At 70.2% G+C, this 12,984-nt stretch carries 10 protein-coding genes; 5 read left to right on the top strand and 5 right to left on the bottom strand.

The features are described 5' to 3' along the window. Positions 1 to 57 precede the first annotated feature (57 nt). The 4 genes from pnp to E0493_RS13640 all read right to left on the bottom strand — a co-directional run bounded on the left by pnp (position 58) and on the right by E0493_RS13640 (position 6,908). Positions 58 to 2,262, bottom strand: a complete 2,205-nt coding sequence (pnp, locus tag E0493_RS13625; RefSeq protein WP_160937528.1) for a polyribonucleotide nucleotidyltransferase — start codon at positions 2,260 to 2,262, stop codon at positions 58 to 60. A gap of 473 nt (positions 2,263 to 2,735) precedes the next feature. Next, on the bottom strand, positions 2,736 to 3,356 hold the full coding sequence (locus E0493_RS13630; protein ID WP_160937529.1) for a hypothetical protein: 621 nt from the start codon (positions 3,354 to 3,356) through the stop codon (positions 2,736 to 2,738). A gap of 982 nt (positions 3,357 to 4,338) precedes the next feature. Continuing rightward, positions 4,339 to 5,952, bottom strand: a complete 1,614-nt coding sequence (locus E0493_RS13635; RefSeq protein ID WP_160937530.1) for a phosphoenolpyruvate carboxykinase — start codon at positions 5,950 to 5,952, stop codon at positions 4,339 to 4,341. Positions 5,953 to 6,173: 221 nt separating this feature from the next. Then, entirely contained in the window at positions 6,174 to 6,908 is a 735-nt protein-coding gene (locus E0493_RS13640) for a HugZ family pyridoxamine 5'-phosphate oxidase (RefSeq protein WP_160937531.1), read from the bottom strand. 206 nt (positions 6,909 to 7,114) lie between these two features. Here E0493_RS13640 and E0493_RS13645 point away from each other — a divergent pair, with 206 nt between their 5' ends. Both E0493_RS13645 and E0493_RS13650 read left to right on the top strand, forming a co-directional pair. Continuing rightward, on the top strand, positions 7,115 to 7,816 hold the full coding sequence (locus E0493_RS13645; protein ID WP_160937532.1) for a response regulator transcription factor: 702 nt from the start codon (positions 7,115 to 7,117) through the stop codon (positions 7,814 to 7,816). Further along, a complete protein-coding gene (locus tag E0493_RS13650; protein ID WP_160937533.1) occupies positions 7,816 to 9,510 on the top strand; it encodes a stimulus-sensing domain-containing protein in 1,695 nt (564 codons plus the stop codon). Before E0493_RS13645 ends, E0493_RS13650 begins: the two co-directional genes overlap by 1 nt. A 469-nt stretch (positions 9,511 to 9,979) precedes the next feature. Here the strand turns inward: E0493_RS13650 and E0493_RS13655 are convergent, their stop codons facing one another. Then, positions 9,980 to 10,945, bottom strand: a complete 966-nt coding sequence (locus E0493_RS13655; RefSeq protein WP_160937534.1) for a threonine/serine dehydratase — start codon at positions 10,943 to 10,945, stop codon at positions 9,980 to 9,982. Positions 10,946 to 11,082: 137 nt separating this feature from the next. On the opposite strand from E0493_RS13655, the gene E0493_RS13660 reads away from it, so the two are divergent. From E0493_RS13660 to E0493_RS13670, 3 genes are read left to right on the top strand one after another with little or no spacing between them, the layout of a single operon-like run. Continuing rightward, positions 11,083 to 11,529 carry an HPr kinase/phosphorylase gene (locus E0493_RS13660; RefSeq protein WP_160937535.1) on the top strand — a complete coding sequence of 149 codons (447 nt, stop codon included), beginning with the start codon at positions 11,083 to 11,085 and terminating at the stop codon, positions 11,527 to 11,529. Beyond that, entirely contained in the window at positions 11,526 to 12,494 is a 969-nt protein-coding gene (gene rapZ / locus E0493_RS13665) for an RNase adapter RapZ (RefSeq protein ID WP_367614515.1), read from the top strand. The genes E0493_RS13660 and rapZ overlap by 4 nt, the downstream gene beginning before the upstream one ends. A 13-nt stretch (positions 12,495 to 12,507) precedes the next feature. Next, the gene (locus E0493_RS13670; protein ID WP_160937536.1) at positions 12,508 to 12,951 is read left to right on the top strand and encodes a PTS sugar transporter subunit IIA; all 444 of its coding nucleotides are present in this window, start codon (positions 12,508 to 12,510) and stop codon (positions 12,949 to 12,951) included. Positions 12,952 to 12,984: the final 33 nt, after the last annotated feature.

Genomic DNA, 12,984 nt, shown 5'->3' on the forward strand with positions numbered 1-12,984 from the left:
TTTACGGAAATACGCCGTGAGGGGGCGGTGGGTTTCCGCCGCCCCCTCAAGCCTGCGTCAATCCGCGGCGTGGCCGCGGTCGCGGCGCGGGCGGCGGTCACGCCGCTCCTCGCCCTCGCCGCCGTTCTCACCCTGCTCGCGCGGCCGGCGGGCGCCGACCTGCTCGCTGATATCGGCACCCGTGGCCTGGTCCACAACCCGCATGGAGAGCTTCACCTTGCCGCGGTCGTCGAAGCCGAGCACCTTCACCTTCACCTTGTCGCCCTGCTTGACCACGTCGGTGGTCTTGGCGACGCGCTCGTTGGCCAGCTCGCTGATGTGCACGAGGCCGTCCTTGGCGCCGAGGAAGTTCACGAAGGCGCCGAAATCGGCGGTCTTCACCACGGTGCCGTTGTAGATCACGCCGATCTCGGGCTCGGCGGTGATGCCGCGGATGCGGTCGATTGCCGCCTGGGTCGCCTCGGGGCTGGTCGAGGCGATCTTGATCGTCCCGTCATCCTCGATGTCGATCTTGGTGCCGGTGGTCTCGACGATGTCGCGGATCACCTTGCCGCCCGTGCCGATCACCTCGCGGATCTTGTCCTTGGGGACGTTGATCACAGTGATCTTGGGCGCGTTGGCGGCCACGTCGCTGCGGGCGCCGGTCAGGCCCTTGGCCATCTCGCCGAGGATGTGAAGCCGGCCGCCCTTAGCCTGCTCCAGGGCGATCTTCATGATCTCCGGCGTGATGGAGGTGATCTTGATGTCCATCTGCAGGGCGGTGATGCCCTGCTCGGTGCCGGCCACCTTGAAGTCCATGTCGCCGAGATGGTCCTCGTCGCCGAGGATGTCGGACAGCACGGCGAAGCCCTTCTCCTCCTTGATCAGGCCCATGGCGATGCCGGCGCAGGGGCGCTTCAGCGGCACGCCGGCGTCCATCAGGGAGAGCGAGGTGCCGCAGACCGTCGCCATCGAGGAGGAGCCGTTCGACTCCGTGATCTCGGAGACCACGCGCAGCGTGTAGGGGAAGGTCGACTTCTCCGGCAGCAGCGGGTGCAGGGCGCGCCAGGCCAGCTTGCCATGGCCGACCTCGCGGCGGCCGGGCGAGCCCATCCGGCCCGTCTCGTTCACCGAGTAGGGCGGGAAGTTGTAGTGCAGCATGAAGTTCTCGCGGTACTCGCCCGCGAGCTGGTCGATGATCTGCTCATCCTGCCCGGTGCCGAGCGTCGCCACGCAGAAGGCCTGCGTCTCGCCACGGGTGAACAGCGCCGAGCCATGCGCGCGCGGCAGCACGCCGACCTCGGCCAGGATCGGCCGCACGGTCTTGGTGTCGCGCCCGTCGATGCGCATGCCGGTGTCGAGGATGGCGTTGCGGACGACGTCCGCCTCCAGCTCCTTCAGCAGGCCCTTGGCCTTCTCGGCCTCCTCCGGCGTCAGCTGCGCCAGGATCGCCTTCTTGGCCTCGCCCACCTTGCCCTGGCGGACGAGCTTCTGGGTCTCCTTGTAGGCCTCGGCGATCGGGGCGCTGCCCAGCTCGGCCAGCTTGGCCTTCAGCGCGGCCTCCTCCGAGGAGGGCTCCGGCAGGTCCCAGGGCTCCTTGGCGGCGCGCTCGGCGAGCTCGATGATGCCCTCGATCACCGGCTGGAAGCCCTGATGGCCGAAGGTCACGGCGCCGAGCATGTCGTCCTCGGACAGCTCATGCGCCTCCGACTCGACCATCAGCACGCCCTCGGCGGTGCCGGCGACAACCAGGTCGAGCTTGCTGGACTTCATCTGCTCCAGCGTCGGGTTCAGCACATAGGCGCCCTCGATCAGGCCGACGCGCGCCGCGCCCACCGGGCCGAAGAACGGGATGCCCGAGAGCGTCAGCGCGGCCGAGCAGCCGACCAGCGCGACGATGTCCGGGCTGTTCTCCATGTCATGCGACAGCACCGTCGCGATGACCTGCACCTCGTTGCGGAAGCCCTCGGGGAAGAGCGGGCGGATCGGCCGGTCGATCAGGCGGGAGATCAGCGTCTCCGCCTCGGAGGGCCGGCCCTCGCGCTTGAAGAAGCCGCCCGGGATCTTGCCGGCCGCGAAGGCCTTCTCCTGGTAGTTCACGGTGAGCGGGAAGAAGTCCTGCCCCGGCTTCACCGAGCGGGCGCCGACCACCGTGCAGAGCACAATGGTGTCGCCGAGCCGCGCCATCACCGCGCCATCCGCCTGGCGGGCCACCTTGCCCGTCTCCAGCGTCAGGGTCTTGCCACCCCAGGCGATGTCCTTGCGGAAGTAATTGTCGAACATGGATCGTCCTTGGCATCGCGGCCCACGCCATCCCTGGCGGCGGGCCCTGCTCTCCCCGGCTTGGCCGGAGGCCGAAAGAGCGGCACGGGACGCCCAGGCCCAGACCGGATGTGAAGGCCCCGTGAAGGAGGCCCACCGGCGTCTCGGGCGGCATGGCTGGCCGCGGGAGCACCGCGGGTCGCACCATGTGGCCGGAAACGCCGCCCCGCCGCCCCGATCCCCGGGGGAACACCCCAGGGCAGTCTCGGGAGGCGCCCGGTGCAGACGCTGACATCCCGCACGCTCGCGGGTCCGGGCGCCCGGCTTGCAGGCCGCCCGGTGCGCCTTATGGACCGCACCGGGCCAGGACGCCACGGGTTTTTTCGTCGGCTTCTCAAGGCCAAGCCTGGGCCAGAGGGGGCGCCGCCCCCTCTGAAACGCCCCCGCCGGGGTGGTTGAACCACCCCGGACCCCGACATCAGAGGGCACCAGCCTCACGCATGGGCGATGATGGGTTCGTAGTGGGCCATGAAGGCGTCAAAATAGGCCTTGGCGGGAGGGTACCGTTCGGATTGTGGAATCCGAACTTCTTCCTCGAAGTCTGTCCACCGTTTCCGGAGATCGCCCAGAGCTTCACACAGAAACGCCATTGGGCCGGCCAGTGTAACGAGCCCGTCGCCATCGCCGATGAAGGCGAAGTCCCGTTCCGCTGTGAAGCCCATCACCCAGACGCCGCTATGCGCAGTGTGAAACCAGCCGAAATCGCCTTCGGCAAATCCCCACTTCCACACGGCGGTCAGTTCTGCCCCTCTAGGATCGACTGCCGTACCGAACCATCCGTTGTGACCCCGGCTGCGTACAGCTTGGAATAATCTAGCCTCATCTGTTGCGGACAACTGATCTGAGACAAAGGCCACACACCAACCTTTATGCCGCAGCCAATCCGCCGAGAAGCGTGTCGCGCGTTCGCCATGTGGCGGCGGAACCGTCCAGATTTCCGCCATTTCCCACGCCAGAAGCCCAAGACGGCGCTGTTCTGCGTCATCGCCTGCCCGGGGAACATGGCGATCCAGATCGGGATCGAGGGCCCGTAATCCGCTGGGAGACTGGGTCATTCAACCGGTCCATAACGGAATTTATGGGTTCGGATGCCGCCTCGGCCATCCGGCTTTGGAACCTGGATCTCCATCGCTAATTCCTTGCTTAGAGTACCTGGGCGGATCAGGGCCCATCGCCCGTCCGGCAGAGAATACATCTGATATCCTTGTCCAACCTCTCGTTCGAAACGGCCGGCAAGTCCCTCCAAGTCGGCCTGTCGCTGCGCCACACCGCCGCCTCGGTCGTATTCAGGCGTTCCTGTGTACCGACCCCCGGCTCGCGCCTGCACGCGCGGCGTGGCCGCCGTCAGTTCCTCCACGGTGCCGGGCGAGGGCCGCAGCGGGCCGGCAGCGCTGGGTGCTCTGAGCGGCAGCGTGACCGGCGGCGGTGAGGGCCGGAACCCGCCGCCGCCTGCATCGAGATCCTCCGGCCCAGGTGGACCATCGAGGGCGCTCCGGCCACTGCCGGGATAGCGCCCCGCGGCAACCGGAAGCACGGCAGCGGGCTGGCTCGTCCCCCTGCCGGACGTTCCCGCGCCTCGCACATAGGCGGAGACATGCTCCGCCTTCCCATTCCGGCTGCGGTCATAGGCCCGGACGAAAACCAGCCCGCCGGTTCCACCGCCATGGGATGATGATCCTAGAGCCTGCCAGCCTTCCGTGACCCAGCCGACATAGGCGGGGCGCTCCGGATGTCCGCTCTGCCAATGGCGCTTTTCCGCCATGGCAGGCTTGAGGCCGGCCTCGGTGACGGGAACAAGGTTCCTGCGCCACCTCCTGTCTTGCGGACTTTATTCCTATTTCGGCTCAAAAGCCAAGCTCAGGCTCACACCGTGCCGGCGCTGCCTGTGCCAGAGCCGTTCGAGGCGGGGTCCGGGGTGGCCCTGCCACCCCGGCGGATGGGGCCTGGGGAAGGCGGCGCCTTCCCCAGGGGTGCCCAAAGAAAAAGGGCGGAGCCGTATCCGGCCCCGCCCTCTTCAATCGCGAAGGATGCTGCCGGTCAGGCGGCGGCGCGCAGGGCCGCGGCCTTCACGTCGTCGCTGACCGCGCCGGCGAAGGTCTCGAAGTTCTTCTCGAACAGCGAGACCAGGTGCTTGGCGGTCTTGTCGTAGGCGGCCTTGTCGGCCCAGGCGTCGCGCGGGTTCAGCACGTTGGCCGGGATGCCCGGCACGTCCTGCGGCACGGCGAGGCCGAAGAACGGGTCGGTCGCGAAGGTCGCGTTGTTCAGCGAGCCGTCCAGCGCCGCGCGCAGCAGGGCGCGGGTGTGCTTGATCGACATGCGGCTCCCCGTGCCATAGGCGCCGCCGGTCCAGCCGGTGTTCACCAGCCACACCTGGGCGCCGTGCTTGGCGATCAGCTCGGCCAGCATCTTGCCATAGACCTCGGGATGGCGCGGCAGGAAGGGGGCGCCGAAGCAGGTGGAGAAGGTCGCCTGCGGCTCCTTGCCCAGCCCCTTCTCGGTGCCCGCCACCTTGGCGGTGTAGCCGGAAAGGAAGTGGTACATCGCCTGGGCCGGCGTCAGCCGGGCGATCGGCGGCAGCACGCCGAAGGCGTCGGCCGTCAGCATCACCACGTTCTTCGGCAGGCCGGCCATGCCGCCCTCGACCGTGTTCGGGATGAACTCGATCGGGTAGCAGGAGCGGGTGTTCTCGGTCAGCGAGCCGTCGTTGAGGTCGAGGTTGCCGCGCGCATCGGCGATCACGTTCTCCAGCACGGCGCCGAAGCGGTGGGAGGCGTCCCAGATCTGCGGCTCGGCCTCCTGGCTGAGCTTGATGACCTTGGCGTAGCAGCCGCCCTCGAAGTTGAAGACGCCCTTGTCCGACCAGCCATGCTCGTCGTCGCCGATCAGCGCGCGCTCGGGGTCGGAGGAGAGGGTGGTCTTGCCGGTGCCGGAGAGGCCGAAGAACAGCGCCGTGTCACCATCCTTGCCGACATTGGCCGAGCAGTGCATCGGCAGCACGCCCTTGGCCGGCAGCAGCCAGTTCATCACGGTGAAGATGCTCTTCTTGATCTCGCCCGCGTAGCTGGTGCCGGCGATGGCGATCACCTTCCTGGCGAAGGAGAGCGCGATCATGGTCGGCGAGCCGGCGCGGCCGCCATCCACCTCGGGGTCGGCTTCCATGCCCGGCGCGTGCAGGATCACGAAGTCCGGCTCGAAGCTGCCCAGCTCCTCGACGGGCGGGCGGATGAACATGTTGCGGGCGAAAAGGGCGTGCCAGGCGTGGGTCGTCACCAGGCGCACCTTGATGCGGTGCGCCGGGTCGGCGCCGGCATAGAGGTCCTCGGTGAACAGCTCGGGCTGCTGGCCCAGCCAGTTGCGCACGCGGCCGGTGAAGGCGTCGAACTTGGCCGGGTCGAGCTTCTGGTTGACCTTGCCCCACCAGATCTCCTGGGAGACCTCCGGGTCCTCCGCCACGAACTTGTCCTGCACGGAGCGGCCGGTGTGCTGGCCGGTCACGGCGATGAAGGCGCCGTCCGCCGAGAGCCGGCCCTCGCCGCGCCGCAGCGCATGCGCATAGAGCCCGGCGGCGGTCAGGTTGGCGTGGATGTCGGCGGTGGAGGTCACGCCGGTTCCGGCGAGGGCTCCGGTGGACGCGGCATTCGGCGCAGTCATACGAGTCTGTTCTCCAGTCAAGGCGCTATGCCTCCGGGGAGTGATTCCGCCGGGGTAGTGGCCATTGAATTGCCCAGGCCGGGATCCGCATCTCGTACAACAACGTACCGCATGGGCATGGCCGGCGCAGGCGAATGGACCCTAGGGCAGCGCCGAGGACGCGGTCAACGTTCGTGCACTCGTCATATTATACGACGACAGAGGCATCTCGCGGCACGCGATCATTCACGTTTTAGAGACGAAGCCCGCGCCTGCCGGGCCGCCTGCACCAGCGCCTCCCGGACCTCCTGCACCTCCCCGGCGGGCGCCGGGAAGTCGAGCCGGCAGCGGCGCTCCTCCGCCACGAAGTCGCAGCCATCCACGTCCAGGCTCACCATCCGCCATTCGCCATGCGCCTGCCCCAGCAGGTTGACCACAATGTTTTCAACGGCTTCGGCATGATCCTCGTTCATGTGCGCGCAAACTCCCGCCTCCGCCGCAGCGATCGCCGCCACCTCCCCGGGGGTTGGCAGAAGCTCACTCGCCCGCAGCCGCGTGGCCGCCGCGAAACCGCCCACCAGCAACGCCGCCACGGGTCGGACGCGCCAAAGGGCGAAGTCCGCGAATCCGGCATACGGCGCTGCATAGGGGTGCAGGGCCAGCCAGCGTGCCTTCAGCGCGGCCTTTTGATCGCCCTCCACCCGCTCCGCCACGCCGGTCACTGTCACGCGAGGAGCGGTCTGCGGGTTCGCCTCGGGCGCGTCTCCCTGCACCAGCAGGGCGCAGCGCGGCTCCCGCAGCAGCTGGCGGGTGTGTTCGGAAAGGCTGGAGAGCCAGAGCAGCAGCGAAAGGTCCGGCGCGGCGGCAGGGGTCACCAGGCTGGCGAAGGGCTGGCCCTCCTGCTGGGTGGCCAGCGTGGCGGCGCGCGCGCCACGCAGCAATGCGCGCGCCTGGCGAACCGGTTCGGCCTTGTCCATCATCCCTCCGAAGCCCTAATGCGCATCCGGCGGCCCGGCTTGCGCCACAATCTCCGGCCATCAGGGTGCCAGGGGGCCCCTCGCCCCACGGAACCGCGCTCCGCCGGACCTATATGCCGAATGGACCTATGCCCAGTGGCCCGATGCCCAGTGGACCTATGCCCGTTGGACACAACCCGAGTGGACGCCTCAGGAGCTCCGCGCCCATGCCTGCCACGATCGCCCTGGTCGACGACGACCGCAACATCCTCACCTCCGTCTCCATGACGCTGGAGGCGGAGGGCTTCCAGGTGCGCACCTTCACGGATGGCGAGAGCGCCCTGCAGGGCATGCTCACCCGCCCCGTGGACCTCGCCGTGCTGGACATCAAGATGCCGCGCATGGATGGCATGGAGCTGCTGCAGCGCCTGCGCCAGCGCTCCTCCGTCCCCGTCATCTTCCTGACCAGCAAGGACGACGAGCTGGACCAGCTGATGGGCCTGCGCCTCGGCGCCGACGACTACATCACCAAGCCCTTCTCCCAGCGCCTGCTGCTGGAGCGCATCCGCGCCCTGCTGCGCCGCAACGAGGCCAGCCGCGCCGAGGGCTCCGGCGCGCCGCCCTCCGGCGTCATCACCCGCGGCGACCTGGTGCTGGACGAGACCAAGCACACCTGCACCTGGAAGGGCCAGCCGGTGCAGCTCACCGTCACCGAGTTCCTGCTGGTCAAGGCGCTGGCGCAGCGCCCGGGCATGGTGAAGAACCGCGACCAGCTGATCGACGCCGCCTATGGCGAGAACCTCTACGTGGACGACCGCACCATCGACAGCCACGTGAAGCGGGTGCGCAAGAAGTTCCGCCAGGTGGACGAGGATTTCTCGATGATCGAGACGCTCTACGGGATCGGCTACCGCTACAAGGAAGCCTGATGCCCGACGCCAGCGGCCCCGCCGCCGAGGCCCGCGCCCCGGCCCCGAAGGAGCGGCACCCGCGCAAGCGGGTCTCGCCGCTGCTGCGCCGCATCCTGCTGCTGAACATGATGGCGCCCGCCCTGTTGGCCGCCGCCCTGCTCTACCTCGACCAGTACCAGAACGGGCTGATCGCCGCCGAGGTGGAGGCGCTGCGCACCCAGGCCCGCATCTATGCCGGCGGCATCGCCGAGGCGGCGGTGCGCATCCAGGACGACCGCGCCGTGCTGGTGCCCGACACCGCCCGCCCGCTGCTCCGGCGCCTCGTCGAGCCCAGCCCCAACACCCAGGCCAAGCTGTTCGACACCACCGGCCTGCTGGTGGCCGACAGCCGCGTGCGCGAGGGCCAGGGCGGCGCCATTGTAACCGAGCCGCTGCCGCCGCCCGAGCACCGCAGCCTTCTCGCCGGCACCATCGGCGGCCTCTACGACCGCATTCTCGCCCTGCTGCCGCGCAGCGTCTTCGGCCCGCGCAGCGCCGATGACGACGTTTTCGTGGATGTCGGCCCGAATGCCGGCTCCTTCGACTGGCAGCCCGCCCTCGGCCCCGACCGGCGCGAGGAGCTGCGCCTGGCGCTGGAAGGCGGCGTGCGCCCTTATATCCGCCGCACCCCGGACGGCCGGCTGCTGGTCTCGGTGGCCGAGCCCGCCCGCCGCGGCAACCAGAGCATCGGCATCGTGCTGCTGACCCGCGAGGCGCGGCAGGTGGACGAGCGGCTGCTGGAGATCCGCTCCTCCGTCCTCGGCCTGTTCCTGCTGGCGCTGCTGCTGACCGTCGCCGCCTCGCTCTACCTGTCGCGCACCATCGCCTCGCCCATCCTGGCGCTCGCCGGCGCCGCGGCGGCCATGCGCCAGGGCAAGGGCCGCGCCGGCTCGGTGCCGCCACCTCTGCTGGAGCGGGAGGACGAGATCGGCGTGCTGGCGCGCGACCTGCAATCCTCCGCCACCGCCCTCTGGGCCCGCATCGACCAGAACGAGCGGTTCGCCGCCGACGTGGCGCACGAGCTGCGCAACCCGCTGACCAGCGTGCGCTCCGCCATCGAGACGCTGCGCCGCATCGAGAACCCGGAGCACCAGAGGCGCCTGCTCGCCATCATCGCCGACGACGCCGTGCGGATGGACCGGCTGATCGCCGACATCGCCGACTCCTCGCGGGTGGACGCGGAGCTTTCCCGCACCGCCTCCGAGCCGGTGGACATCGCCCCCATCCTGCCGGCGCTGACCGAGCTGCACAACGCCACCCGCAAGCCGGACGCGCCCGTGGTGGAGCTGGAAATGCCGTCCGGGCCGCTGGTGGTGCGCGGCGTGGAGGGGCGGCTGGTGCAGGTGTTCCGCAACCTGCTGGGCAACGCCATCTCCTTCTCGCCGCCCGGCGGCCATGTGCGCATGCGGGCGCGGCCGACCGGCGCCATGATGGAGTTCACCGTGGAGGACGAGGGCCCCGGCATTCCCGAGGCCAAGCTGGAAGGCATCTTCGCCCGCTTCTACAGCGAACGGCCGCATGGCGAGCAGTTCGGCCAGCATTCCGGCCTCGGGCTCTCGATCAGCCGGCAGATCGTCGAGGGCCTCGGCGGGCGCATCAGCGCCGAGAACCGGCGCGACGAGAGCGGCAAGGTGATCGGCGCGCGCTTCGTGGTCCGGCTGCCGCTGGGCTGAGGCGAGCCGGGAGAGGGCCCCACCCCCTCGTGCTCCGACCAGGAGAAAATTGCGAGAGAGCTCCGCCCTCTCGCGCTCCGGCCAGGAGGAAGTTGCGAGAGAGCTCCGCCCTCTCGCGCTCCGACCAGGAGGAAATTGCGAGAGAGCTCCGCCCTCTCGCGCTCTCCGGCCAGGAGAAAATTGCGAGAGAGCTCCGCCCTCTCGCGCTCTCCGGCCAGGAAACTGAGTTTCCTGGACCTTCCCTCAGTGGCTCCGGCCCGGCCTTGCGGCGGAACCCTGCCGCGCCGCGACGAGGCCGAGGCCGAGGCCACACCCTTCGGGCCTGGCTCGGGTCGGTGGCATCAGTCAGCGGAAGGCATCTTCCAGCTGCGCCGCCATTGCCCCCAAGAGGATCACCCCTCCAAGCCTGCGGACTCGAAGAAGGAAGATGGGGGTCTGCGGGAATTCCTTCCCCCAGCCGTTTCACCTTTCAGCCGTTGAGCGACGCCGGGTCGGTGTTCCCCCCGCACACCAGGACGCCCACCCGCGCGCCATCCGGCGGCACGAAGGCGCCGCAGAGCAGCGCCGCCAGGGCGGTGGCGCCGCCCGGCTCGGCGACGATGCGGCAGGCTTCCCACAGCGCCTGCCGCGCCGCGCGGATCGCGTCGTCCGGCACCAGCACGGCGGTGCCGATATGCTGGCGGGCCACCTCGAACATCAGCGCGCCGACCTGCCGCGCGCCCAAGCTGTCGGCCGCCACGCCGCCGACGGGCGCCGACACCGGGTGCCCCTCGCGCAGGGCGGTGTAGAGCGTCGGGCAGCCTTCCGGCTCCACGCTCACCACCTCGGCGCGCTCGCCGTACCAGGCGGCCATGCCGCCGATCAGCCCGCCGCCACCGGTGGCCACCAGCACATGCGTCAGCTCCGGCGCCTGCTCCTCCAGCTCCAGCGCCACCGTGCCCTGGCCGGCCAGCACCTCGGGCTGGTCATAGGCGTGCACCATCAGGGCGCCGGTCTCGGCGGCGCGGGCCTCGCAGGCCTGGCGGGCCTCGTCGTAGCTGGCGCCACCCTGCACCAGGGTGGCGCCATAGGCGCGAATACGGGCCAGCTTGGCCGGGCCGGTGATTTCGGGCACAAAGATCTCGGCCTTCACCCCCAGCGCCCGCGCGGCATAGGCAACCGCGGCGCCATGGTTTCCACCGGAGGCGGCAATCACCCCCGAGGCCGGCAATGGGCCGGAAAGCAGGCGATTGAAGGCGCCGCGCGGCTTGAAGGAGCCGCTGGCCTGCAGAAGTTCGAGCTTCAGCGTCACGTCGCATGGCGTGCCGAGGTCGGCGGCGCTCAGCCGCAGCAGCGGCGTGCGGCGGATCCTGGAGGCGATGCGCGCCGCGGCGGCGCGGATGGCGGCCGCGTCCGGTGGAACGGGCCCCGGAGCGGGAGAGGCGGATTGGGTCATGGCGGCGAACGGTGGCATCACCCGCCCGGAGCCGCAACCTGGCAGCGTGGAGGGGGGGAGCTTTCACACCCGCCTTCAGAATGCCATATTTCAGCAGGTTTCAGAGCGCCCCGGTTCCGGGGAGGCCAGGAGCAGAAATGTTGCTGCATGGGAGCTGCGCGGCGTCGCAAGGCGCAGGCGTGTTGTTCCTGGGTCCTCCGGGATCCGGAAAGTCCGATCTGGTGCTGCGGCTGATGCAGCGGGGCTGGCAGCTGGTCGCCGACGACCAGGTGGTGCTGCGCGGGGACAACGCGGGCACCGAGGCCGAGGCGCCGCCGCCGCTGGCCGGGCTGCTGGAGGTCCGTGGCGTCGGCATCTTCCAGGGCCTGCCGCATGGCCCCGCGCCGCTGCGGCTGGTGGTGGACCTCGCCCCCCAGGCCGCGGTGCCGCGCCTGCCGGAGCCGCGCCGCTTCGCCGCCCCCGGCGGCCCGCTGCCCCGCCTGGCGCTGCATGCCTTTGAAGCTTCCGCTCCCGCCAAGCTGGAGCTGGCCCTCGCCGCCGCGCAGGCACGGCTGGCGCAGCGCGCCGGAGCCTTCGTCGCGTGAGCACGCCCGCTCCCTCGGCGCGTCCGGTGGTGGTGGTCACCGGCCTCTCCGGCGCCGGCAAGGCCTCCATCCTGCGCGCCATGGAGGATCTGGGCTTTGAAAGCGTCGACAACCCGCCGCTCTCGGTGCTGGAGGAAGTGGTGCGCGAGGCCGGCGGCGTGCCGCTCGCCGTCGGCGTGGACGCCCGCACCCGTGGCTTCGACGCCGGCGGCCTGCTGGCGCTGATGGACCGGCTGCACAACGTTCCCGGCGTGGCGCCGCAGCTCCTCTACGTGACGGCGGAGGAGACGGTGCTGCTGCGCCGCTTCTCCGAGACGCGGCGGCGGCACCCGCTGGCGCCGGGCGGCTCGCTCGGCGGCTCGGTGGCCGACGGCGTCGCGCGGGAGGAGGCGCTGCTCGCCCCGCTGCGCGACGCGGCGGACTGGGTGGTGGACACCACCGAGCTGCCGCTGCCCGAGCTGCGCCGGATGGTGGAGCGCCGCTTCCGGCAGGCGGAGGGGCATGGCCTGGGCGTCGCCGTGCTGTCCTTCGCCTTTCCGCGCGGCCTGCCGCGCGAGGCGGAACTGGTGTTCGACCTGCGCTTCCTGCGCAACCCGCACTACGACCCCGCGCTGCGGCCACTGACCGGGCAGGAAGCGGCGGTGGCTGCCTTTATCCGCGAGGATCAAGACTTCGCCCCATTCTGGCAGCGCATGACGGCGCTGCTGGACCCGCTGTTGCCCCGCTACGCGGCGGAGGGCAAGAAATACCTCACCGTGGCCTTCGGCTGCACCGGCGGCAGGCATCGCTCCGTCCTGCTGGCCGAGATGCTCACTGCCCATTTGGCGGCGCAGGGCTGGCGGGTTGACCTGACGCATCGTGAACTGACCGCCACCCGCGGCCTCGCGGGTGCGCAACGCGGCGCCGCATCGCCGGGCGCGCCGCATTCCCTACCGGGTCGGGAGGCCCCTTCTTGCAAACTATGATGGCTTATCTCTCATGATCGGGCTCGTGCTGGTCAGCCACGGCCACCTGGCGGAGGAGTTCCGCCTGGCGATGGAGCACGTCGTCGGGCCGCAACCCCAGGTCGAGACGGTCTGCATCGGGCCGGAGGACGACCTGGAGGCGCGCAAGCGCGACATCCTCGGCCGCATCGTGGCGGTTGACCGCGGCGACGGCGTGGTGATCCTGACCGACATGATCGGCGGCACCCCCTCCAACCTGGCCACCGCCGTGGCGCAGGGCGCGGCTCCCGAGCGCATGGTGGAGGTAATCGCCGGGCTGAACCTGCCGCTGCTGGTCAAGCTGGCGCGCATCCGCGGCGCCGAGACGCTGGGCCCGGCCGTCGAGCACGCGCTGGCGGCGGGACGCAAATATATCGCCTGCCCCACCCATATGAACTGCGCTCCCCCCGCGGGAGCCGTCCCGGACAAGCCTGCCTGACCCGGCGCCGGGCGCACCCAACGGAGGCTACCG

The sequence above is a fragment of the Teichococcus coralli genome, assembly GCF_009829925.1.
In the GTDB taxonomy this organism is placed as follows: Bacteria; Pseudomonadota; Alphaproteobacteria; order Acetobacterales; family Acetobacteraceae; genus Pseudoroseomonas; species Pseudoroseomonas coralli.

Bases quoted from the DNA above. Each gene is read 5' to 3' on its own strand.
- E0493_RS13645 (WP_160937532.1), top strand. From the start codon at position 7,115: ATGCCTGCCACGATCGCCCTGGTCGACGACGACCGCAACATCCTCACC.
- pnp (WP_160937528.1), bottom strand. From the start codon at position 2,262: ATGTTCGACAATTACTTCCGCAAGGACATCGCCTGGGGTGGCAAGACC.
- E0493_RS13635 (WP_160937530.1), bottom strand. From the start codon at position 5,952: ATGACTGCGCCGAATGCCGCGTCCACCGGAGCCCTCGCCGGAACCGGC.
- E0493_RS13640 (WP_160937531.1), bottom strand. From the start codon at position 6,908: ATGGACAAGGCCGAACCGGTTCGCCAGGCGCGCGCATTGCTGCGTGGC.
- E0493_RS13660 (WP_160937535.1), top strand. From the start codon at position 11,083: ATGTTGCTGCATGGGAGCTGCGCGGCGTCGCAAGGCGCAGGCGTGTTG.
- E0493_RS13630 (WP_160937529.1), bottom strand. From the start codon at position 3,356: ATGACCCAGTCTCCCAGCGGATTACGGGCCCTCGATCCCGATCTGGAT.
- E0493_RS13650 (WP_160937533.1), top strand. From the start codon at position 7,816: ATGCCCGACGCCAGCGGCCCCGCCGCCGAGGCCCGCGCCCCGGCCCCG.
- E0493_RS13670 (WP_160937536.1), top strand. From the start codon at position 12,508: ATGATCGGGCTCGTGCTGGTCAGCCACGGCCACCTGGCGGAGGAGTTC.
- E0493_RS13655 (WP_160937534.1), bottom strand. From the start codon at position 10,945: ATGACCCAATCCGCCTCTCCCGCTCCGGGGCCCGTTCCACCGGACGCG.